Raw genomic sequence first — 22,496 nt, forward strand, 5'->3', positions numbered from 1 at the left:
CGTGCTACTCGAATACTAGATAACATGGTCTCAGATATGTGATTTCATTCACAAAGATATTGGAGGAGTAAGGATGAGAAGTCATTTGGTGATGATCGGCAATGGTATGGCAGGCACACGCTGCATTGAGGAAATCATAAAGAGAAATCCTGATTTGTATGACATCACGATGATTGGGGATGAACCTTACCCGAACTACAATAGGATCATGCTCTCCAACGTGCTGCAAGGCAAGACAAACTTTAATGAAATAAACATTAATGACTGGGATTGGTACGAAGCAAATCAAATTCGTCTGATCTCTAACGAGCATGTTACGCAAATTCGACGTGAAGAACAACAGGTTATAACGGATAAAGGAACGATCATTTCATACGATAAGCTCATAATTGCAACCGGCTCAAGCGCCTTTATTCTGCCTGTTCCAGGGCATGAGTTGGAAGGCGTTGTTGGCTTCCGAACTATAGATGATACGCAGTTAATGATGGACGCTGCGAAACAGTATAAAAAGGCCGTCGTTATTGGTGGAGGCCTGCTTGGATTAGAAGCGGCTCGCGGGTTACTGGATCGTGGTATGGAAGTTCATGTTGTCCATCTATTGGCCGATTTAATGGAGATGCAGCTTGATCATGCGGCGGCAGCCCTATTAAAGCGCGACCTTGAGAAGCAACGCATGAAATTCCTGATGGAGAAAAAGACAGCTGAAATTTATGGTGATAAACGTGTAGAAGGCATACGATTCGAAGACGGAACGAGTGTCGAATGCGACCTTGTCGTAATGGCTGTAGGAATACGCCCGAATGTGGCGATTGCAAGAGAAGCGGATTTAGAAGTAGGCCGCGCTATTTGTGTAAATGATGTCTTACAGACTTCAGATCCAGCTATTTATGCGGTAGGAGAATGCGCTGAACACCGGGGATTGCATATGGTTTAGTGGCTCCATTATATGATCAGGCTATTGTGCTGGCTGACTATTTGACCGGTAATCCTACAACAGGCTATCAGGGAAGTATATTATCGACACAGCTGAAGGTTGCAGGCTGCGACCTGTTCTCTGGAGGCGAGATCCACCCATGTGAGAATACGAAGGCGATCGTCGTCCAGGACGAATGCTTAGGTACGTATAAAAAAGTGCTCGTTCGCGACAACAAGGTCGTCGGCATAGTACTCTATGGTGATGCTTCAGATGGAACCCGATTGTTCAGCATGCTGAAGAAGCAGTCCGATATCTCAGAGTTTACAAATGCTTCAGTACTCCATAAGGCAGGAGAAGAGAGCGGTCTGGATGTTGCCTCCATGAGTGCCGACGAGACGGTATGCGGTTGTAATGGGGTAACTAAAGGAACAATCGTAGGGGCGATCCTCGAGCATGGACTGACGAGCTTTAACGAAGTGAAGACGATTACCAAGGCAGGCGGTTCTTGTGGCAAATGCCGCGGCATGGTTGAAGCAATCCTTGCCCATACGTTAGGTGATAAGTTTGACGCCTCAGCTGAAGTAAGTGGAATGTGTGGGTGCACTTCGTTATCGAGAGACGAAGTCGTTGCTGCTATAAAAGAAAAGGGCCTGCATACTCCTAAAGAGGTTCGCAATGTGCTCGGATTCAAGAATGAAGAGGGCTGCTCCAAATGTCGTCCTGCATTGAACTATTACCTACGTATGATTCGTCCAGACGAATATGAGGATGACAAGGCCTCACGCTTCGTTAATGAACGAATGGAAGGCAATATTCAGAAGGATGGAACCTTCTCCATCATTCCGCGGATGTACGGCGGTACAACCTCACCAGACGACCTGATTCGGATCGGAGAAGTCGCCAAGAAATACAATGTTCCCCTCGTCAAAATCACGGGGGCTAGCCGGGTTGGGCTCTATGGAGTGAAGAAAGAGGATGTGCCGAAAATATGGGCTGATCTCGAGATGCGTTCGGGCTATGCTTACTCCAAATCACTTCGCAATGTGAAATCTTGTGTTGGCTCTAGGTTCTGCCGCTTCGGTACTCAGGATTCGCTCGGACTTGGCATTCGTCTGGAGCAAGAAATTGAAATGGTAGACACGCCTCACAAAATGAAAATGGGCGTATCCGGTTGCCCACGCAATTGCGCGGAGGTGCTGACAAAAGACTTTGGCGTTGTCTGTGTAGAGAATGGCTATCAGCTCTATATCGGTGGCAATGGCGGAACGGAAGTGCGCCAATGTGACAGCCTTACAACGGTAACGACAGAGGATGAAGTGCTCTTAATGGCGAAAGCCTACGTGCAAATGTATCGGGAGACTGGGATTTATGGGGAGCGTACAGCACCATGGGTAGAGCGTATCGGTGTGGATGCCGTTCGCAAAGCGCTCGCCGATCAAGAACAGGTAGCCTCGCTTGCGGTAAGATTCGAGCATGCACGGGATACGTATGCTGAAGCCTGGGGCGAAGCTTTGATAGACGATCAGCGTAAGCAACTCTATACAGTGGAGAAGCGATAAGAGAGGGAACACAATGACCATGACGACAGATAAGGTGAAAGTAATGAAACTTGAGGATTTACCCGTACAGATCGGTAAAGAGGTGCAGTTGAACGGTCAGTCAATCGCGATCTTTCGTTTGTCAAATGGAGATGTTCGTGCCGTAAGCAATCGCTGTCCTCATAAGAACGGGCCACTCGCTGAAGGAATTGTCTCAGGGGAATTTGTCTTCTGCCCGCTTCATGATTGGAAAATTTCTCTTGTGACTGGAGAAGTACAAAAACCAGATGACGGCTGTATACAAACCTACGAGACCGAGATCATCGACGGATTAGTGTATATAGGAGGAGTATAAGTCGGTGAACGATATCATTCAGCAGATCAACCAGGCAGGGCTTAGCAAAGTCAACCTGCTTAAACAGAGTAAAGGCAAATATTTAGTCTCTTCCATGCTTGCTGGATTATTCGTTGGTCTTGGCATTATCCTTATTTTTACGATAGGCGGTCTATTATCCCCGCTCAAGTTCCAAGTACGAAGATCATCATGGGCATCTCTTTTGGAATCGCCCTAAGTCTTGTCATCATGGCCGGAAGTGAGTTATTTACGGGGAACAATTTTGTGATGACCGTAAGTTCACTTGAAAAAGAGACATCCTGGCTCGAGACTTTGAAAATATGGCTTTACAACTATGTCGGCAATTTTATAGGCTCATTTCTGGTTGCCGCCATCTTTGTCCTGACAGGACTTGTGAAAGGTGGTGTTGCCGAATTTATTAATTCGGTGGCCAGCGTAAAGATGAATGCACCTTTTATGGAACTGTTCATGCGAGGAATTCTATGTAATATTCTTGTATGTCTAGCGGTATGGTGCTCCATGAAAATGAAGGATGAAACCGCAAAGCTGATTATGATCTTCTGGTGCTTGTTCGCATTTATTACCTCTGGCTTCGAGCATAGTGTTGCGAATATGACGCTCCTCTCCATCTCGCTGCTGGTTCCCCATCCGGAAACTGTAACACTGGCGGGTCTTGCCGCGAACCTGATTCCGGTATCTCTGGGCAATATGGTAGGAGGGATCCTATTTGTAGGGGTGCCTTATTGGTATATTGGCAAGGCTAAGCGAGTTTAATGTCCCCCAACATACAAAATGACCCGAGTTGAGACACTTGTCAGAAGTGTCTCAACTCGGGTCATTATTTAATTCGTATACGCCATACTCCTCTTCGGTCCCGGCCAACAGAGCTACCGTGCACTAACGTTACATAAATCCGTTCATGCTCAACCGGCTCTCCGGAAATGATCTTGATAAGCTGCTCAGCTGCGAGCGCTCCCCATTTACGCTTGGAGTAGTCGATTGTCGCTAATCGTGGCTGCATATAACGGCTTAGCTCGATATTATCGAAGCCGATCAAGTGAATATGCTCGCCGATGATAAAGTCCGTGTCAGCCAGACGATTGCACAAGCCGATGGCCATCTCATCATTCAGGCAGAAAACGGCGACCGGTTCTGTATACTCCTGAATAATCCGTTCGGCAGCTCTCTCCCCACCACTCTTCTTGAAGTTCCCGGGCAGCTCGATCCATTCCACATCATCAGCCCGACCCGCGACCAGATTTACAGCCTTCATCCGCTGAATCGAGTCGAAAGAATCCTCTGGCAGGTTACGACATAAATCTTCTTATGCCCCTGTTCAACGAGGTATTCTGTAGCCAAAGTCGCACCCGCTTTATTATCAAGCAGCACCTGATTAATGTTCGGATGCTCCAGTTCCCGGTCCAATACGACAATCTTATGATCACGCCGTGCGTGCTTGAGCAGTTCTTCACTCGAGAAGGTATGATCAAGGATAACTGCACCATCAATCATCCGTTCTGGAAGCATACGGTGAGACTGTTCACCACTGCAGACGATCAGGTCATAACCCTGTGAATTACAAACTTCCTTCATGCCATCAAGAAGCTCTCCGTACACATCCCCCTTGAAATCGGTCAAGAACACGCCGAGGATCCTAGACTCCTTCTTCTTCAGAGTTCTTGCGGCCGCATTAGGGATATAATTCAGCTCGTCGGCAACATGAAGAATTCTGTTCCGTGTCTCATCCGTCACCTTACTACTGCCATTAAGGGCATAGGATACTGTCGAGATGGAGACACCAGCCTTCTTGGCGATATCTTTAATGCTTGTCAATTTATCCTCGCTCCTTCATCTTCTCAACCAAACACTATAATTGGAGGCATACCCTCCAGCTACTGTAATTATGGAAAAGGGCGATCTATAAGATCGCCATAAGCTTACATGAAAATGTCGATGACATTATCCTCTTGATTCATCGTTTGTTCGAAGACGGACCTGGATAGCCGTATTCCGCCTTGACGATAAGGATTCGCCAATCTCTCTATATCAATTTGATTCCCGTTCAGGGCCACTGCGTTCACCGCTCCGCCGGTTATATGATAGATGAAAGTAATCTTCACTCCATCATATTGGAAATCGAAGTGCAATCCATCCAATTCGGTTGGCAATACCGGATCAATCACGAGATCTCCCTGATCCTGGCGAATGCCAAGTGCATTGGATATCAGCTGGTTCATATAGATCCCCGGGCCGCTTGAGTAGATTCTCCACCCACCCTTGACTTGAACCTGGCCGCTGCGTAGCTGTTCAAAGTCCGTCTGGGCATCATACCTCGTATTGAACTTACCGTCCGAGCTGCTGAAATAAGCATTGCTCTGACGAATCTCCGCATTCGGGACTACATCCTGGATGCCTACTGGATTAATCACCTGCAATCCATGCCATACGTCCTCCGCATGTCCCAGCTTGGCCATCGCTTCTACGAAGCGGATATGAGCATGAACATATTGAAGTCCGACCTCGCGGCCGAAGTTGGCAGCTTGCTCCGCCCGTTTGAAATGCGTGCTAACTCCGCCGGCATAATGAGCAGGACGATCCATCAATCGCACGCCATCCGGGAAGAACAACTTCTCCTTAATGAGCTCGTAATGCAATGTCGCACGCTGCGGATCAAGCAGCTCGGCAATCATACTCCGAGTCATCGGAAGCAGACGATACTGAATGCCTGTCTCCGTATCCGAAGGATGCAGCATCAGCTTGGCTGATTCGGGATTCTCCAAGTAGAGGAAGCCCGGGATCACATCCGTTTGCAGCATATAATGATAGTAATCTTGTCTGATCCGTTCGGTCATCTCCGCAAGCTCAGCTGCTAAATCCGGTTGAACGGATGCCAATGCCTTAGACAATTGCTTCAGAGACTGGTAAGTCAAAGCAACTGTCCAGCTGCTGACCATGTACTTCTTCAACTGTGCATTAGCCGGCTGTAGCGTATCATCCCAATCCCCGTCTCCATATGAGGACAGATGCGTATCATGCAGGAAGTGGCTGCGGATATAACCAATCTCTCTATTCATATGATCGAGGATAGTATAGGCTTGATCCGTAAAGTTGAAGCTTCCCTTCACTGTATATGGTACTGTTTGCTCCAGAATGCCATAGTCCTGTGTAGCCGTTAAGTAATCACCAAGCACCTTCAGTGGCCAGACGATAATATCGCCATGGCTCTCCTCCTGCTGTATCTGAGCATAGCGGTCAAACATGAACCATTGCGGCCAATTCCCGTCATCTTCAAATTGATGGCTGTATACTGTGAGGAGAATATCGCGCACCTGTTCGAACTTCTGAGTGGCCATGAAGTATTCCGTCGGACCCTGGCATACATCGCGTGTTCCCCAGGCTGCTCCCCCGTATTGCTCCAATCCGTGAGGTTCAGAATAGTGCACCAACATATTGTGCGTATACCACCAGGACAGTGCATTGAACTTGAACAAATCATCTCGATCCTGTCCGTCCGCATCTCTCAGACGGAATCCATTCATGACATTACTCAGGAAGCTGCGATAGGCTTCGATCTCTGTCTCAGCATTCGATATCGCGTCCATAGCGATCTCTTCACCTTCAAGCAGCCCTTGCATCGTAAGGCTCCACTCACTTGTAGATGCAAGCTTCATATTCACCAGCGATGCCGAGCCAGAAGGAATTCCGCCTATAAGCATAGCTTCATCGCCAATTTCAACGTCAGTCCCTTGCACCTGCATCCGGTATTTCAAATTCGGATAAGCATTAACTCTGATCTCATCCTGACCGCCATAGAACGTCAGGACACCCTGTTCCTCCGTCATACGGACTGAGGACCCGTATTCATTAACATCCATCGTAATTTGATTGGTCATCAGGAATTTGTACTTCTTGCCGTTGTTCGACTTCACATGCAAGCGAACGACTGGCAATTCAGCGGCGGTATTATTCGTGATCACAAGAACATCATCGGCCAGCTTATAATGCCAACGTACGTAATTGAAGCCGATCTCGAACATCGACGGCATCGTCAACAATCGATACTCACCACCGAGTTCTACATAGATCCGCTGTCCGGCTGTCTTCGGCACGTTAAGCGCACTGCGGGCGTTGCTCATCATTTTATTGAGGTTCGTATTGCCGACAACAAGATGAGAATTGAAAATACCGTACATATATGAGGTTGTCGTAACTACCTTAGCTCCCAGTTCTACATTGCCGCCGCTCATTAGGATATGCCCATGTGGGCGTTCGACGAGCAGTTCTTTCTCCTTCAAAACAATATGTTCATAAGCTTCTGTGAAGAAAGCGAGCAGCTTCCCGTCCCCGCGCTCTTCCTGATGTCTAGTCGACTGTGGGAACAGGGTGTTCACTTCCTCTTCGGTCATGGATAGACCCTGCAATGGACAGCCGAATTCCGATTTAAAGTGGACAGGCTGCAGTTGTCTGAGTTCAGCCGTCTTCACTTCCGGATTATAAGCCTGCCACGCCTTAACAATCTCATCTCTATATTCCAACTCCGTCACAGCGGCCGCATGATCTGACTTTAAGAGACCATAGAACACAAAGCGTGCTTCGCCATTCAGCGAGACCAGCTCCGACTGGAGCGCTGTATATGCAAATTCATATTGATAAATTTCGTTAGCTAGCTTGGGTTTGCTCAAGCTAGACGGTACATTTGTCTCCTTATAGGAGAGTCCGAAGAATTGAAATCCATCTGTAGAGAATCCGGCCGCACGGGTTAGAGAGCCCTGCTGCAAATACGGAAATCCCCCGCTCTGCGGCATATTTTGTCTTGAACAGACGACATAGCCGTAGTCCTCATCCTTGAATACGGAATGATCAATATATTGCGATAAATAAGCTTCATTACTACGTACGGCTCCGATATCTGCATTACCAATATCCTGCCCATACACAATGTCGATGGTAACGTCCTTGCCCCGGGCAGTCACATCCCAGAACCAGATGCCCTGTGCTGACAATGTGAAAATTACTCGATAATCTACCCTGCGGCAGCTCCTTCCCACACAACACGATCCCTGCCGACGCTTACTGTACTTCCTGATTGAATGCCCAGTAGCGGGTAAAAGGAAATGCCTGATTCGCTATGAATGCGTAAGTATATATTGTTCAGGGACCCTTCCACAGGACTAGTCACAAGCTGGTTGATCATGGTTGAGCCGCTGATAGCCTGATGCAAGTCTCCGCTCTCCCAAAAGGTAAAGCACAGATCACCGGCCTGAATGCTATATTTCGAATCTGTAATGGTGGCTGCCATATCTCTCTATTCCTCCTATCCTTCATAAAAAGAAACCCGGCTGCATCCTATCCTGCATGCCGGGTTCCATAGACTCGGACTGCGGACAATCGCCTCAGCCCAAATCTGATTGAAGCGGTATCCTACTTATTCAAATTGTTCAGTTCATCCAGAACCGGCTGAACCAAGGATTGTTTGCTATCTACCCATTTCTTCCAATTGGCCTCCAAATCACCTGGTTGCAAAATCAAGTTGGCATATTCATTCTGATATTCGAACGATGCTTGGCTCTTCGCCTTGGAATCATACAATTGCACATCCCAATCATAAGTAGCCAGCTTGCCGCCTTCTGTTCCCAGCTTCGCTTTTTCTTTGAAGAGATCTATAGCTCTATCACGATATTCCTTCTTGATTGCTGGATTGATAACACTGAAGTCATCGCCTAGGACATACAAGCCTTCAAAACGAGCTGGATATTTATCTGACATGGAAGTTCCTTCAGGAAGCAGGCTCACAAGCTCGTTGTTATCGCCATATTTCCAGTCCGTGCCTTCGAAGCCCATATTCAGCAGCAATTGGCCTTCCTTGCTTGTCGAGTAATCAATTAGATCCATAATGCGCTCGAATTTCTCCTTACTAATGTTTGGAGAGAAGATCAATGAAGACCAGAAGTTAGGCTGTTCCAGGTTGCGGTACTTACCGTCATCCCCAAGAACAATCGCTGTATGAACAAGCTCATCACTCTCTACACCGAGATTCTTCTTCATCTGTGTATCCATGTCTTGTCTGTAAGATGCTAGACCGCCAAGGCTTGTCATAGCCGCTACACCCTTGACTCTGAAGTTATCGCTACCTTCATTGTTCTTCCAGGTGTAGAATTCTGGATTCAAGAGGCCTTCCTTGTAGGCTTGTTGCATTAATTTAAGACCAGTCAGCGTCTCAGGGTCAGCAGGACCCCAATGGAATTTGCCGTCCTCACCTTTGTAGAATGCGGACTCTACACGGGAGTGCTCGCTATTCGCCATAATGATATTCGTCAGAGCATCATCGGCATTGTACGAGATCGGAACGAGCTTGGAGCCCAGCTTACCAGGATCCTTCTCTTTTACCAATCTTGCATATTCCATCAGTTCGCTAGTTGTATAAGCATCCTTCAGTTCAAAACCAACTGCCTCCGCCCAATCCTTACGCAGTGCGATAACACCGATCTGGTTCGTAAGCGGATCCGCAGGTTTATTCTCGAAGTATACTGGTTTTGGCAGGATGTAAGTTCCGCCAGTCAACTCTTCCAGCTTGTCTCCAAGTCCAGTCAGCTTATAAGCAGCCGCAACATTCGGCCAACGTTCCTTCCAATCATCCGGGAATTTATAGAGAAGTCCTTGATCTACATAGTTCATGAAATCGCCGTGTACATAGTTCCAGCTTGCCACATCAGGAAGGTCGCCGGAGTTGATCCAGAGGCGAAGCTTCTCAGCCCAGGAATCCCATTGTACATAGTTGTAATCCCACTCGATATTGAATTTGTCCGTCCAGAACTTATGGAACTCATTGTCCATTTGGCCGTCCTTTACCTCAGTGAGCTGTGCGGTGGAAATTTTCAATTTGTCTTTGTATCCACCGTTCTCATCCTTGGCATTGCCTCCAGCATTGGACGCATTATCCTGCTTCGAGGAGCATGCCGTCAACATCATCGTTAGTACAAGTACGACAGCCAGAAGAGGTTTTACTGACAACTTTTTGTTCGTTTTCATACTTTACCCCCGTGTTAATAAGATTTTTGTTACCAGTTCAGTTTTCAGCACCGAGAAGGTTGAATGAAGCTAGGGCTCGAGGAGCGCAGCGTACGTAGTTGGTACGTTAGCACCTGAGATGTTTCCAGAGGAAACATGACTTCGTAAGCAATCGCTTAGGCCCGGCTGAGTTCAAGATTCGATGCCGAATTAGCTTCCTGATCCACTTCGTGATCAAAAGTGAACTAAAAATCTATTGGTTATCAGGTCTTGATTGCCCCTGTTAACACCCCTTTGGCGAAATGCTTCTGCAGCATTGGGAAGAAGCACATAATCGGCACCATCGATACAAAGACCGAGGCCATCTTCATCCCTGTGGAGAAGCCCGATTTGGTCAGAGCATCCACACTGGCAGCGTTGGATACGTTCGTAGTCGATTCTACAATGATTGTCCGCAGGACGTTCTGCAGTGGGAGCTGTTCCGCCTTGCGCAGGAAGATCATCGCATCATACCATCCGTTCCAGAAAGACACGCCATAGAACAAAGTAATTGTTGCCATAATCGGAGCCGCAAGCGGCAGTACAATGGAGAAGAGAATTTTCCATTCCCCCGCTCCGTCAAGTCTCGCCGATTCCATCAGCGATTCAGGCAGCCCCTGGAAATAGTTCATCATCAAAATCATATTGAAGGCACTGAAGCTTCCCACCAAGATGACCGACCAGAGTGATCCAGTCAGGTGGAGCGACTTCATGACCAGATATAGCGGAACGATCCCACCGTTGAATATCATCGTGAACAGGACGATGAAGAAGATCCCCTTTTACCAGGGAACTTATTCCTGCTTAGACCGTAGGCCATCGTACTCGTCAGGAACAAGCTGAGCGGCAGACCGATGATCAATATCTTAAACGTGTTCAGGAAACCCGTGAGAAGTCTTCCATCTTGGAATAGTGCCCGGTATGCGTCCAGCGTAGGGTGCTTCGGCCACAGCATCATCGGATTATCCGCATATTCCTTCTGGGTCGCGAACGAGATCATAATGACGTTCCAGAAAGGAATGATGATCATCAAGGACAATATCGTTAATAGGACTAATAGAAAATAATCCATAAACGTCATTTTTCCGACCCGAAATTTATGTCGTTTTGCAGCTTTCGTACTCATCTATCTCTACACTCCTTTCCTAACGGAATAATCCGTCTCCGCCCATCATTTTTGCAATCCGGTCCGCAGACAGCAGCAGAACCATATTCACCAATGACCGGAACAAGCTGACCGCCGTCGAGAACGAGAAGTCCGTTGAAGACTGGAACGTAATCCGGTAAATATACACGTCCAGCACCTGAGACACGTTCTGCGTAGCTGCATTCGCCAAGTTGAAGATCTGATCGAAACCGGCTGACATCAAACCGCCCACATTCAAAATGAACATTACCGTAACGGTTGGCAGAATGTTTGGAAGCGTAATTTTGAATATTTGTTGCATCCGTGATGCGCCGTCGATCTGTGCTGATTCATATTGATCCTGATCAATCCCGGAGATGGCGGCTAGGAAGATAATCGCTCCCCATCCTGTTGATTTCCAGATATCCGTAAGGATCAGCATCGGTAGGAACATCTTCTCGGAGCCAAGGAAATTGATCGTCGACAGTCCAAGCATTGAGAGCAAACTGTTCAGCAGACCATCATAAGACAGTACATTGATGATGATCCCGGACACGATAATCCAAGATAGAAATTGTGGAAAAGTAAATACCGTCTGGAACACTTTCTTCATCTTTCCCATCCGCAGCTCATTCAGCAAAAGAGCAAGCAGAATCGGGAATGGAAACGAAATAAAGAGTTTGATTATGTTGACGTATAACGTTCTCCATATCGCATCGACAAAGGTTGGATCACGGAAGACATACTTAAAATTCTCCCAGCCCACCCAAGGGCTTCCCCAGATCCCCATATTGGCTTTGTAATGCTTAAAGGCTAGCGATAAACCACCCATCGGCATATAAGCAAATACAAATAACCAAATCAAGCCGGGTAGGAGCAGCGTATAGGTCATCCGGTGTTTCCAGATTTCCATGAACCAGGACCGTGGTTTTGAACGCGTATTTGTTTTTTGTTCAGGTCCTATGGCAGCAGGTTTCAAATTGCATCCCCTCACTCTTCTTAATTCTTATCATCAAACAGGAATTCAAAAGTCGTCTTGAGATGTTCCTCCCAGAAGAACCAATCATGGGTTCCCGGGCCTTCCACATACTCGAAATTAAATGGTGTAGAACGCATATGATCGGCGAACTCGCGATTCATCCCAATGAAGGGATCCTCCGTACCGCAGCAGCAAAGCAGAGCCGGGAGCTTCGCACCTTCTTCAATCCGTTTGGCAGCAAGCGCATATAAATCCTGCTCCGGCTTAACGAGAAGCTCGGTTCCAAAGACAGCCTGCATCTCTCTGGCCATCCCCGATTCCATCTTCGGATCACGAAGACGCTGCTGAATATCAGTTACCCCTGACAGCGATACAGCCTTGGCATATCGGTCCGGATAAGTGAGAGCAGCCTTCAACGCGCCATATCCGCCCATGGACAACCCTGTAATATAGGTGTGCTGCGGATCATTGTTCAGCTTGAACAGACGAGAACAAAATGCGGGCAGCTCCTGCGTGACATAATGGAAATAATCCAGGCCATACTCCATATCGGTGTAATAGCTACGATTCACTTGCGGCATGATAACCGTGCAGCCATATCTGGCAGCATACAGTTCCACCGTTGTCAGACGATGCCAGGTGCTCGCATTATCGCCTGCACCATGCAGCAAATACAAAGTACTTTCTGAAGGAACTCCGCTATCAACCGGGAGATCACATGGATACTAGTTGTCATTCGCAATGTCGGCGATCCTGTATCTATCGTGATGTGCGCCATATGTAACCCCTTTCATCAACGCTTGATTTTGAGCGGCTTCATTACTAGCAGCTTCAATGATCTATTAACGTAATCCACCCCCTGGTGGACTACAAGACCCATACAGACACGAAACGTTTCTCAGTTCACATAAAATCATATTAAAATAGATAAAAAGCCTACTTCCTCCTGTACCATTAGGGTACAAGCCTATGATACTCATGTTAATTAGACCTGGATACAGGAAAATAAAGGATGATGTAAGCGATTAACTCGAATCGTTTCGATAACATCATATTCCTGTTCCTAGATCGTGTCAACCATATTTTTTACAAATTATTTTTCGAACTCCTGGACTGGAAAATCATCGGGAAACTGTGTTTTATCATATACTTACGGCCTGTAATAGGAATTGATCTTGAATCGGTAATCGCTTCCACTCTGACGGTTGACACCTTGGTGAAAATATAATAAATTCTTTTTTGATAGTGTTTTTATGAAACGTTTCTATTCATTCCAACAAGAAAGAAGGCTCCCTAACCATGGCTCTGTCACTTACAGGCTTTGTCGATCGTGTTACTGAGCAAGGATTAAACGTATTGTCCTCACGTGTGCTCCAGCATGGAGAGCTTGCAGCACAGTGGGATCTAACCATAGATGAGCGGCGAATTCAGCACTCTATCAGCAAATCCTTTACCTGTATGGCTGCAGGACTGGCAATCTCAGAAGGAAAGCTGTCATTACATACGAAGCTGAAAGAATTTTTCCCGCAATATGTCTTTGAAGACGCTAATATAGAGCCAGCCATGCACCCCGGTGATCTAACATTATATGATCTGCTCCGCATGACTTCCGGACATGACAACCCTCCGCTTACTATGACGGAGAGAGCAAGCCTTGAAGAGAAGGACTGGGTAAAATACTATATGTCTCTACCTCTGGACAGAGCTCCAGGAGAGTTGTTTACCTATAGTAGTGGTGACACCTTTATCATCTCAGCATTAATCCAAGCCGCAACGGGACAGACCGTGCAGGATTATTTAACCCCGCGCTTATTCGAACCATTGGGGATTCATGATGTATATTGGGAGACTTCCCCGCTTGGCATTACGCTCGGATGCGCCGGATTGGTCATTAACAATGAGGAGCTTAGCCGCTTTGGTCAATTTTTGCTGCAGAGAGGTTTGTGGGAAGGCAAGCAATTGGTGCCTGCGGAGTGGATTGACTTTGTAACGCGCAAGCAAATCGACAACCAAGGCAGCTCGGATTGGAGCCAGGGCTATGGCTGCCAATTCTGGATGTGTACCCATGACGTCTATCGTGCGGATGGGGCCTATGGTCAGTTCTGTATCGTATTGTCCGATCAGGACGCTGTAATTGCTATCAATAGCCAGGAAGAGCATATGCAAGAGATTCTGGATATTGTATGGGCTGAAATCTTCCCGCAGTTATAAGGTAACTACAATTTCGTTGAATAACTTCACATCGAAAACCGCCATAATATGCAGTGTTACGGATTGTCCACGAGGACAAGATAATCCGAGTCCAATCGATATTATGGAGGGTTAGACCATGCTGGAGGATATTAATAGCAATTATGACTGCTCTCGATCCGGAGATGATCTTCATCAACTGATACAAGAGCTTGAATCCCTGCGCGGACAAGGTACAGCAAGCAAGGAGATTCAAGAACGGGTTCATCGTCTAGAGAATCAAATCTCATTCATCAGGAACAAATGCGATATTCCATAATGTATCATTAGGGACCCGGGAACCTCCGTGGTCCTTTTCTTTTATTAGTGCCTAGTTCGGTGTAAGCGAATGTCTATTTTTGACCATCAAAGCGCATTTTTCAACTAGCTGGATCGCTTGAACTGTGATACGCTCTCACTTATTCATAACATCATTATCATGGATCGGAGAGGGCATTTTGATTACATCATCAAAAGCTTCAAAGCGTAATTACATATTCCAGGTGTTGACCGTATTTATCGGTTTCCTGGTATTCGGTTTCTCCGAGAACGTTAAAGGCCCGGCCATTCCGCGAATTCAGATGAATTTCGGCTTGGACGAGATGCAGATTGGAACGCTGCTATCGCTGAATTCACTCGGCTATCTGCTGGCCTGTTCATTTACCGCCTTCTTGGTGCGGAAGTGGGGCGTCAAATGCGTCACATTAATCGCTTTTGGCTCGATGGTCGCCTCCGGAATTTTCATATTCCTATCTCAAAGCTACCCTGCGTTAACAGGCTCCTATTTCTTCATGTATCTCGGCAACGGGATGCTGGAGATCGCGCTGGCCGTACTAGGCGCCCAAATCTTCATCAAAAATACCGGCACGATGATGAACTTATCGCATTTCTTCTACGGCTTAAGTTCAACGGTCGCTCCGATGCTCGCATCAGGTCTGATGACTGTCACTCTCTTCGGACACACGCTCGATTGGAGAGGCATGTATCTGGTCGTGTTGTCCTTATGTCTCATCCCGATGATCCCGGCTCTGCTTGGCCGGTTTCAGACCAGAACAATTCGGAGGAAGAACGAACGCCGATGAAGGCATTCCTGCGTGATCCGGTCATGTGGTTGCTCGTTACCATTCTATCCTTCGGTGTCGTCTCTGAGTTGGCCGTAGGCGGATGGCTCGTTAACTTCCTGGAGAAGGCTTATCATTGGGATACTACCGCAGCCGCGGGGATGTTATCCGGATTCTTCCTATGCTTCACCTTAGCCCGGCTGGTCATAGGCCCCATTGTTGACCGGATCGGCTTCACATTATCCTTAATTATTCTGGCAGCCTTTACTGGCGTCTGTACCTTCGCAGCCATTCTAATCGGCGAGCCGGGGGCGGTTCTGTTCGCAATTGCCGGGATCGGTATCGCACCGGTCTATCCGACCATTATGGCGTTGATCGCCAAGCGATACCGCAGCAACAGCGACACCGCCATCACCTTCATCGTCACGCTGATGGGCGTCGGCAGTGTCATCGGCAACTATCTAATCGGGGCAATTACTGACGGTATCAAGCGACTATTTATGTCCAGCCAAGGCCCAGAGCTCGGCTTGCTTCGCGGACTGCAGGCCGGATATGGCTTCATCGGCTTATGTGCGATCATCTGCTCGCTAGCTAGCCTTGTTCTGTACCGTCATTTGAAGCGGAGACAAGAACTTCTGTAAGTATTTTCTATCGAACCTCATATACTTGTAACATTGCTTTTAAAAAAGCAACTGAGATTCTACTCCTAGAGGTATATCACCAAGTTCGAGATTCATTCGTTGAACTTTGGTGCCATATATACTTCAACACAAGCAAGGGGGTTATGTATGTCAGAGTTCAAGTATGTACGTTTGTTAAAAATTGCGGCTATCTTTCTGCCAGGTTTGTTCGCTACATTTGTATTTCTGGGTAATCTGATGGATTTTGGATCGAACTATGAGTTTGTTAAGCATGTTCTCTCCATGGACACAACCTTTGAGGGTAATGATCTTATGTGGCGTTCGATCACGAGCCCAGCAGCATGGCTGGTTGCTTACTGGGTATTGATTATTGCTGAAGGGGCGGTTGCGGTTCTTGGTTGGGCTGCAGCAATCCAAATGCTCAGGGCGATCAACAAAGATTCCCAGACGTTCTCATCTACGAAGAAATTAGGGTACATTGCATTTCTCCTAGCTCTTTGTATTTGGTTTGTAGGATTTATTGTGATCGGTTCCGAATGGTTTGCTATGTGGCAATCACAGATTTGGAATGGTAAACAAACCGCTATGGACATTACCGAAGTACTCCTAGGATTTATGATTCTATTCAGTCTTCCTGAAGGAACCACGAAGAAATAAGATTATAAGCAAAAAGAAACCCCTCCTTGGTAGAAGGTAGTTACACACACTACACTACTAACGGAGAGGTTTCTTATTTTTCTGCATTCTTGTCTGAGAACTTTAATTCTTTAACACTGGTTATTAACTCTGAAGTGGTCGCTTAACTGGCTGCCCTGGCACTAGCCTTACTTCCTCGTCATAGAGCTTGATCGTAATGACTTCACCCTCTACAAGCTCTACAGTTACATCGTCCCGCCCAATCGATACACCGATGAGACGTCCGCGGAAGTTGAGACGGAACGCATATTTCTGCCAATCCTGTGGAATGGCTGGCGCGAGCGAAAGACCGCTCTCCTTCAGACGCATGCCAGCAAAGCCGAATACAATCGACATCCATGTGCCGCCCATATTGGCCATATGCAAGCCGTCTTTCGTATTGCCATGCGTATTATCCAGATCCAAACGCGCAGTCTCGATGAAGTACTCATACGCCTTTTCCATATTGCCGATCTTCGAAGCCATAATGCTGAAGATGCAGGATGACAAAGAAGAATCATGTGTCGTGATTCCTTCATAGTAGTCGTATGAACGCTTGATTGTCTCTTCGCTCTGCTCATCCTCAAGCAGGAAGTGAGCTAGCACAGTATCCGCCTGTTTACACACTTGATAGCGATAAATGGTCAACGGATGATAGTGCAGCAATAACGGGTGATTCTCCTTCGGTGTGTTCTCAAAGTCCCATACTGCCTTGCGAAGGAACGTATCATCCTGCGGGTTAATGCCAAGCGCCTCATCATATGGCAACAGCATAGCATCGGCAGCTTTATCCCAAGCGGAAATCTCCTCTTCGGTAATTCCAAGGCGGACACAGAGAGCCTTAAACCCGGCAGCATTGTAGTCCTTCAGGATCGCACAGCTCTTGGCTGCCCACTTCAAGTTATGTTTGGCCATCACATTCGTGTAATAGTTATTGTTCACACAGCAGGTGTATTCATCTGGCCCAGTTACCTCATCGATATGGAAGGCCCCATTATAATAGTGGCCAATCTCAGCCCATAGACGAGCTGTCTCAATCAACACCTCTGCCCCATAGGACAGAAGGAAGCCCTTATCCTGCTCAGCGAGATAATACTGGATATAGCTGTATGCGATATCCGCGCTAATATGATACTGCGCCGTTCCCGCCGGGAAGAACGAGGAACATTCCGTACCTGCGATCGTGCGCCATGGGAATAATGCCCCCTGCTTATGCCCCATCTCGCGAGCTCTTGCCCTGGCATGATCGAGCGATGAATATCGATACAGCAGGAGCTGACGGGCTATGTCCGGCTGCGTCATCAGGAACACTGGGAACATATAAATTTCCGTATCCCAGAAATAATGGCCTTCATAACCTTCCCCGCTCAAGCCTTTGGCAGAGATATTGCTGTGTTCATCCCGACCCGCTGATTGCAGCAATTGGAACAGGTTGAAGCGAATCCCTTCCTGTAGCTGCGCATCATTCTCGATCAGCACATCAGCGGATTTCCAATATTGTTGCATATATTCCGTCTGTTCTGCCAACAATTCCTCGAAAGAAAACTCCTTCAGATGTTCTTGCAATCGAATCCCCTGTTCGACAATCGCTTCGCCATGGCGGAGGTTGTCTGTGTACAGGTTATACTTCGTCAGAGTCGCCGCTTCTGTCAACGTGAAGGAAGCTGTATAAGTCACTTGACCTGCATCGGCCTGCAATTGAACGTCGGCATTGGTGCTCAGATCATGACGAGTTACGCAGGCCGCCCGCAGCTTAGATACCATCGTCTCATCGACGACATAGCCTATGTCACCTTCAACTCCAGCATCAACCACCTTCATCCGCTCGGCATGTCCGGCCCCGACCCTTGGGTCGTTGGCGTTCGTATAGTTCGTCACTTTACCATTAACGGTCGAGACGATTCTTACTTGGCCATTGTAATTCACCGGCTCGATCCGCATCTGGATCGCGAACAACTCGCGGTGGGTGAAGGATACAAAGCGGCGGAAGATTAGTTTGATCTCTTTGCCGGCAGGTGATCTCCACTGCAGCATTCTCTCTGCATACCCTTTATCCATATGCAGGCTGCGCTCATGCACGGTGATCGTTCCCTGATCAAGACGGAACGGCTCTTCTTCATCACCTAAGTAGATCAGAATCGTCTGTGCATCGATATTATTAACGAGCTTCTGTTGTGTATCAGGAAAGGCGAACAATTTCTCGCCGTAAGGAATTTCTATAACATCGTGAAAGGCATTCAGATAAGTACCGCGAATCGTGGACATTCTGCCCCATAACCTTCTTCAAAGTTGCCTCGCACCCCTAAGTAACCGTTTCCAAGTGCAAAAATACTTTCCATATTCAACAAAGCTTGCTGTGACAGTTCAGCGTTTGATATTCTCCAGGTCATGATCGGTCCTTCCTCCCTAACAGGTTATGCTTGAATTTTAGTGCGAAAAGAAATTATGTTATACTAAAATATCAAGTTTTTTATCAATATTTTTAGGTGGTGGGAAATAATGAACAAGTCCTCCCGTCCGGACAATCAGCCATATTATGTATCATCCCGGATGCAATATTTGCGTGACAATTTCATCCATCCCCCCTTCGATTATGAGCATGAGCTGCTGGAAGCGATCCGCTTCGGCGATGAACATAGAGCGATGGACATGCTGCACAAAATTAATGAGCTAGAGGCCGCAGTTCTTGCCGCCTACCCACTACGTTCCAAGAAGAATGCCTTGATCGCTTCCTGCACTTTATTCACTCGAGCGATTATCAAGGGTGGGGTTGATCCGGAGATCGCCTTTCATTTAAGCGATACGATGATATTGGAAATTGAGAAGGCTGGGGATGTCGAGCGACTCATTCATTTCGAATATGAAATGCTAGTGCAGTTCGTGGCGATGATCCGTTCCGAGAAAGCTGAGCTGCCTTACTCTCATATTGTAAATCTGGCGATTCGCTACATCCGCGAGCATATTTTTGAAGAACTAACCCTACAGAAGATAGCAGATGTCCTTCAGGTTCATCCCAGCTATCTGTCAGACCGATTCAAGCGGGAGACAGGCACTCCAATCACAACCTTCATTAATGGGCGAAAAATCGAAGAATCCAAGCATCTGTTGATCCATACAAATCAATCTATATCTGAAATTGCCTTTACGTTCAAATTCTGCAATCAGAGTTATTATACGCAGTTATTCAAGAATTTTACTGGCATGACCCCGAGAAAATTCCGTATCAGTGGCGCTGAGAGGGCGTAATTGGATCTAGACGGATAGATCGACTATTTCCTTCGAGCTCTAACGAATCTACAAATCGTTATATCCAAATAAACGAGGGGAATTTGAGTCTAACGAAACACCATATCGTTATTTGAGGGAATTGCTGATTTTTTGCCCCTTATTTGCATCAATAGCGATACTGAGTTTCGTTAAAAGTTCTAGCAGCATATTTTGAGGCAAATAACGATACTCTGTTTCGTTAAAAATAAAAAGCAGCCCTTCCTCCTCAGGAAATGGCTGCTTTTATTCACTAGGTTGTAAATGCGGGAGTCCTTATGCTTGCTGCTTCATCTGCTTGCTTCTAAGCTGTCCGCAAGCGGCATCGATGTCCGTGCCATGCTCCATCCGAACGCTGCAGCTAATACCCTGCTTCTTCAGCTCGTCATAGAACTCAAGCACGGATTCCTTATCACTGCGCTGATATTGGCTGTGCTCATCTACCGGATTGTAAGGAATCAAGTTCACATTAACATATGACCTGCGACTGTCCAACAGCTCCGTCAACTCCACAGCCTGCTCCCGGCCATCGTTCACACCCCGGAGTAGTATATACTCGATCGTAATCCGCTGATTCGTGCGATCTAGATAATAATCAATCGCCTCCATCAGCTTCTCGATCGGAATGCCGCGATTGATCTTCATGATTCTAGTCCGCAGCTCATTGTTCGGAGCATGCAGAGAGATCGCCAGATTGACTCGCAGGTTAAGATCGGCAAATTCCTTAATTTTCTCTGCTAGACCGCTAGTTGAGACCGTAATATGTCTTGGGCCAATCGCCAGTCCCTTGTGGTCGGTCATCACTTTCAAGAAATTAATGACATTCTCAAAATTGTCGAATGGCTCGCCAATACCCATAACTACGATATGACTAACAAGTTCTCCGCGCTGTACCTCATCCAGATAGAGCTGAACTTTCATAATTTGCTCTACAATTTCACCCGTGGACAGGTCTCTGCTCTTCTTCAGCAATCCACTCGCGCAGAAGCTACAGCCGATATTGCATCCCACCTGGGTCGTTACGCAGACGGATAGACCGAACTTATGCCTCATCAGTACCGTCTCAATCAGATTTCCATCCTGTAATTTGAACAGAAATTTTACAGTACCGTCCTTGGACTCCTGCCGAGTATGCTCGGACATTGTCTGCATCGTCATATGGTCGCTTAGCAGCTGTACACACTGTTCCGGAACATCTACCATCTCCGAAATACTCTTAACCCGCTTGCGATATAAGTTATCCCAGACGAACCCAGCCCTTGATCTCTTCTCGCCATGTTCTTCGAGCCAAGCTCCAAGCTGGTCTAATGTATATCCATAAATGGATGTATTATTCATGCCAGTTCCTCTTTTCAAAACTGTAAAATAGCCTCTCATCTGTCAATCCGCGAGAGGACTGTAATCTGTACTATTGTCCCAAATTTTCAGTATTAACACAAGGGCTATGCCGCGCTTGCCAACACTTGCTTTCTTTCATCAACTGCATCATTTCATTAACTTGTAAATTCCACTCTAATACAGGCTCTTTATGATAGAAAATAGTTGACTATTTACTCTATTAGATTTATGTTTATTAATAGGTAGATTCATATTTTTTCCAAATCAATTCATCTCTTAAATGGATCAAGGCAAACCCTTCGAAAGACGGGGACGCAAAGCTATAGGGGCTTCGTGAGGACAACTCCTTCACATGCCAGCCAGTTGCCGATATAGAAGCGTAGAGCGTTATTATCGCTTGAACCGTCCTTCTTACTCGGTAAGAAGGTTTTTTTGTTTCTATGAAACTCTCATTTTTGAACTTTATTGCTATTTTCATATTGATAAGGGCAAACCCTTCGAAAGATGGGGGCGCAAAGCTATAGGGGCTACAGCGGATATACCGCCAGGCCAGCCAGCTGCCGATATGGAGAATGAATACTTCATTCATTTCTTCCGATTCGGTGAATTATGCGAATTTTTGAAATGAATGGAGAGATTATTTTGAAGCTGATCAGACGTATCCCGATCCTGTTTCTTACCTGCCTACTCTTTGTTATGAGCTTCTCGAACACATTCAGCTACGCTCAGGCCGACAATAACCTGCTTAAGGACATCGTGATATTACCCCAAGGCAATTACAACAAGCTTGAAGCCGATAAGATGATGAATCATCTGGCACTTATACCTACTCCACTTCTGCAGGGCCTCAAGGACAAGCATGTAAATATTAAGCTGGTCTCCGGTAAAATAACCGATGAGCCCGAATTCTCGCAGTATAAGGGAATCACCCCACGGGGATGGGAGAATACCGGCCTCACTTGGGACGATGTTCCTGGCGTTAGCTCTAATATCGTTATAGCTAGAATCGGCTATAGCGACCAGGGTAAAGGCCACAACGGGCAGAACTTAGAGCTTCATGAGACTTTCCACGCCATAGACCGTCTTGTACTCGACAACATCAGCTCTTCCTCTAAATTCTTAGACATTTGGAAGAAGAAGCCGACGTAGATTATAAGGGAGATGGGTATGTATCAACTTACTCTACCGAATATTTTGCAGAGACCGCAACGCTCTATCTATATAGTGAACAGACACAAGCTAAGCTTAAGAAGGACATGCCGTTAACCTATGATTTTATGAATGAGTTATTCTCTAAATATCAATAAATATAACAAAAGAGGCTCCG

General features: G+C 46.7%; 13 protein-coding genes, 6 pseudogenes and 2 riboswitches. Of the genes and pseudogenes, 10 read left to right on the forward strand and 9 right to left on the reverse strand.

The annotated features are described in order from the left end of the window. Window positions 1-73 precede the first annotated feature (73 nt). The 4 genes and pseudogenes from nirB (at window position 74) to RE628_RS27580 (ending at window position 3,583) form a co-directional block, all read left to right on the forward strand. Window positions 74-2,475, forward strand: a pseudogene (gene nirB, locus RE628_RS27565) (nitrite reductase large subunit NirB). A gap of 13 nt (window positions 2,476-2,488) precedes the next feature. Next, window positions 2,489-2,809, forward strand: coding sequence for a nitrite reductase small subunit NirD (gene nirD, locus RE628_RS27570; protein ID WP_309156535.1), 321 nt, complete (start codon window positions 2,489-2,491; stop codon window positions 2,807-2,809). A 4-nt stretch (window positions 2,810-2,813) separates the two neighbouring features. Further along, complete coding sequence (locus tag RE628_RS27575) at window positions 2,814-3,026, forward strand: hypothetical protein (RefSeq protein WP_309156536.1); 213 nt, start codon at window positions 2,814-2,816, stop codon at window positions 3,024-3,026. Next, on the forward strand, window positions 2,999-3,583 hold the full coding sequence (locus RE628_RS27580; RefSeq protein WP_309156537.1) for a formate/nitrite transporter family protein: 585 nt from the start codon (window positions 2,999-3,001) through the stop codon (window positions 3,581-3,583). The genes RE628_RS27575 and RE628_RS27580 overlap by 28 nt, the downstream gene beginning before the upstream one ends. 64 nt (window positions 3,584-3,647) lie before the next feature. Here RE628_RS27580 and RE628_RS27585 read toward each other — a convergent pair. The 7 genes and pseudogenes from RE628_RS27585 to RE628_RS27615 form a co-directional block, all read right to left on the reverse strand. Next, a pseudogene (locus tag RE628_RS27585) lies at window positions 3,648-4,642 on the reverse strand (LacI family DNA-binding transcriptional regulator). Between the two features lie 104 nt (window positions 4,643-4,746). Then, window positions 4,747-8,108: pseudogene (locus tag RE628_RS27590) on the reverse strand (GH36-type glycosyl hydrolase domain-containing protein). Between the two features lie 122 nt (window positions 8,109-8,230). Beyond that, entirely contained in the window at window positions 8,231-9,838 is a 1,608-nt protein-coding gene (locus tag RE628_RS27595) for an extracellular solute-binding protein (RefSeq protein ID WP_309156538.1), read from the reverse strand. Between the two features lie 242 nt (window positions 9,839-10,080). After that, window positions 10,081-10,608: a carbohydrate ABC transporter permease gene (locus RE628_RS27600; RefSeq protein WP_309156539.1), complete on the reverse strand. Its 528-nt coding sequence runs from the start codon at window positions 10,606-10,608 to the stop codon at window positions 10,081-10,083. Beyond that, the gene (locus RE628_RS27605; protein ID WP_309156540.1) at window positions 10,605-10,982 is read right to left on the reverse strand and encodes an ABC transporter permease family protein; all 378 of its coding nucleotides are present in this window, start codon (window positions 10,980-10,982) and stop codon (window positions 10,605-10,607) included. Before RE628_RS27605 ends, RE628_RS27600 begins: the two co-directional genes overlap by 4 nt. Window positions 10,983-11,001: 19 nt before the next feature. Continuing rightward, window positions 11,002-11,961, reverse strand: a complete 960-nt coding sequence (locus tag RE628_RS27610; protein ID WP_309156541.1) for an ABC transporter permease — start codon at window positions 11,959-11,961, stop codon at window positions 11,002-11,004. Between the two features lie 20 nt (window positions 11,962-11,981). Continuing rightward, complete coding sequence (locus RE628_RS27615) at window positions 11,982-12,632, reverse strand: alpha/beta hydrolase (protein ID WP_309156542.1); 651 nt, start codon at window positions 12,630-12,632, stop codon at window positions 11,982-11,984. A gap of 628 nt (window positions 12,633-13,260) precedes the next feature. Between RE628_RS27615 and RE628_RS27620 the strand changes: the two genes are divergently transcribed. The 4 genes and pseudogenes from RE628_RS27620 (at window position 13,261) to RE628_RS27635 (ending at window position 16,549) form a co-directional block, all read left to right on the forward strand. Continuing rightward, window positions 13,261-14,172 (forward strand): serine hydrolase domain-containing protein, encoded by a 912-nt coding sequence (locus tag RE628_RS27620; protein WP_309156543.1) that lies wholly within the window; start codon window positions 13,261-13,263, stop codon window positions 14,170-14,172. Window positions 14,173-14,290: 118 nt separating this feature from the next. Then, window positions 14,291-14,470 carry a DUF2524 domain-containing protein gene (locus tag RE628_RS27625; protein WP_309156544.1) on the forward strand — a complete coding sequence of 60 codons (180 nt, stop codon included), beginning with the start codon at window positions 14,291-14,293 and terminating at the stop codon, window positions 14,468-14,470. 178 nt (window positions 14,471-14,648) lie between these two features. Further along, window positions 14,649-15,892 (forward strand): annotated as a pseudogene (locus RE628_RS27630) (sugar MFS transporter). A gap of 147 nt (window positions 15,893-16,039) precedes the next feature. Next, window positions 16,040-16,549 carry a DUF2165 family protein gene (locus RE628_RS27635; RefSeq protein WP_309156545.1) on the forward strand — a complete coding sequence of 170 codons (510 nt, stop codon included), beginning with the start codon at window positions 16,040-16,042 and terminating at the stop codon, window positions 16,547-16,549. Between the two features lie 123 nt (window positions 16,550-16,672). Here RE628_RS27635 and RE628_RS27640 read toward each other — a convergent pair. Next, window positions 16,673-18,957 (reverse strand): annotated as a pseudogene (locus RE628_RS27640) (glycoside hydrolase family 65 protein). Window positions 18,958-19,066: 109 nt separating this feature from the next. Between RE628_RS27640 and RE628_RS27645 the strand changes: the two are divergent. Continuing rightward, entirely contained in the window at window positions 19,067-19,813 is a 747-nt protein-coding gene (locus RE628_RS27645; protein ID WP_309156546.1) for a helix-turn-helix domain-containing protein, read from the forward strand. Between the two features lie 294 nt (window positions 19,814-20,107). On the opposite strand, the gene rlmN is transcribed toward RE628_RS27645, so the two are convergent. Next, window positions 20,108-21,169: a dual-specificity RNA methyltransferase RlmN gene (rlmN, locus tag RE628_RS27650; protein WP_309156547.1), complete on the reverse strand. Its 1,062-nt coding sequence runs from the start codon at window positions 21,167-21,169 to the stop codon at window positions 20,108-20,110. A gap of 279 nt (window positions 21,170-21,448) precedes the next feature. After that, window positions 21,449-21,540, forward strand: a riboswitch (cyclic di-GMP riboswitch). A 106-nt stretch (window positions 21,541-21,646) separates the two neighbouring features. Then, window positions 21,647-21,734, forward strand: a riboswitch (cyclic di-GMP riboswitch). 131 nt (window positions 21,735-21,865) lie between these two features. Here rlmN and RE628_RS27655 point away from each other — a divergent pair. Then, window positions 21,866-22,476: pseudogene (locus RE628_RS27655) on the forward strand (hypothetical protein). The last annotated feature ends 20 nt before the right edge of the window (window positions 22,477-22,496 follow it).

The sequence above is a fragment of the Paenibacillus sp. D2_2 genome (genome assembly GCF_031199965.1).
Taxonomy (GTDB): Bacteria; Bacillota; Bacilli; order Paenibacillales; family Paenibacillaceae; genus Fontibacillus.

Coding starts and splice junctions, on each gene's coding strand:
- nirD (WP_309156535.1), top strand. CDS start 2,489: ATGACCATGACGACAGATAAGGTGAAAGTAATGAAACTTGAGGATTTA.
- RE628_RS27580 (WP_309156537.1), top strand. CDS start 2,999: ATGGGCATCTCTTTTGGAATCGCCCTAAGTCTTGTCATCATGGCCGGA.
- RE628_RS27595 (WP_309156538.1), bottom strand. CDS start 9,838: ATGAAAACGAACAAAAAGTTGTCAGTAAAACCTCTTCTGGCTGTCGTA.
- RE628_RS27600 (WP_309156539.1), bottom strand. CDS start 10,608: ATGATATTCAACGGTGGGATCGTTCCGCTATATCTGGTCATGAAGTCG.
- RE628_RS27605 (WP_309156540.1), bottom strand. CDS start 10,982: ATGAGTACGAAAGCTGCAAAACGACATAAATTTCGGGTCGGAAAAATG.
- RE628_RS27620 (WP_309156543.1), top strand. CDS start 13,261: ATGGCTCTGTCACTTACAGGCTTTGTCGATCGTGTTACTGAGCAAGGA.
- RE628_RS27625 (WP_309156544.1), top strand. CDS start 14,291: ATGCTGGAGGATATTAATAGCAATTATGACTGCTCTCGATCCGGAGAT.
- RE628_RS27635 (WP_309156545.1), top strand. CDS start 16,040: ATGTCAGAGTTCAAGTATGTACGTTTGTTAAAAATTGCGGCTATCTTT.
- RE628_RS27645 (WP_309156546.1), top strand. CDS start 19,067: ATGAACAAGTCCTCCCGTCCGGACAATCAGCCATATTATGTATCATCC.
- rlmN (WP_309156547.1), bottom strand. CDS start 21,169: ATGAATAATACATCCATTTATGGATATACATTAGACCAGCTTGGAGCT.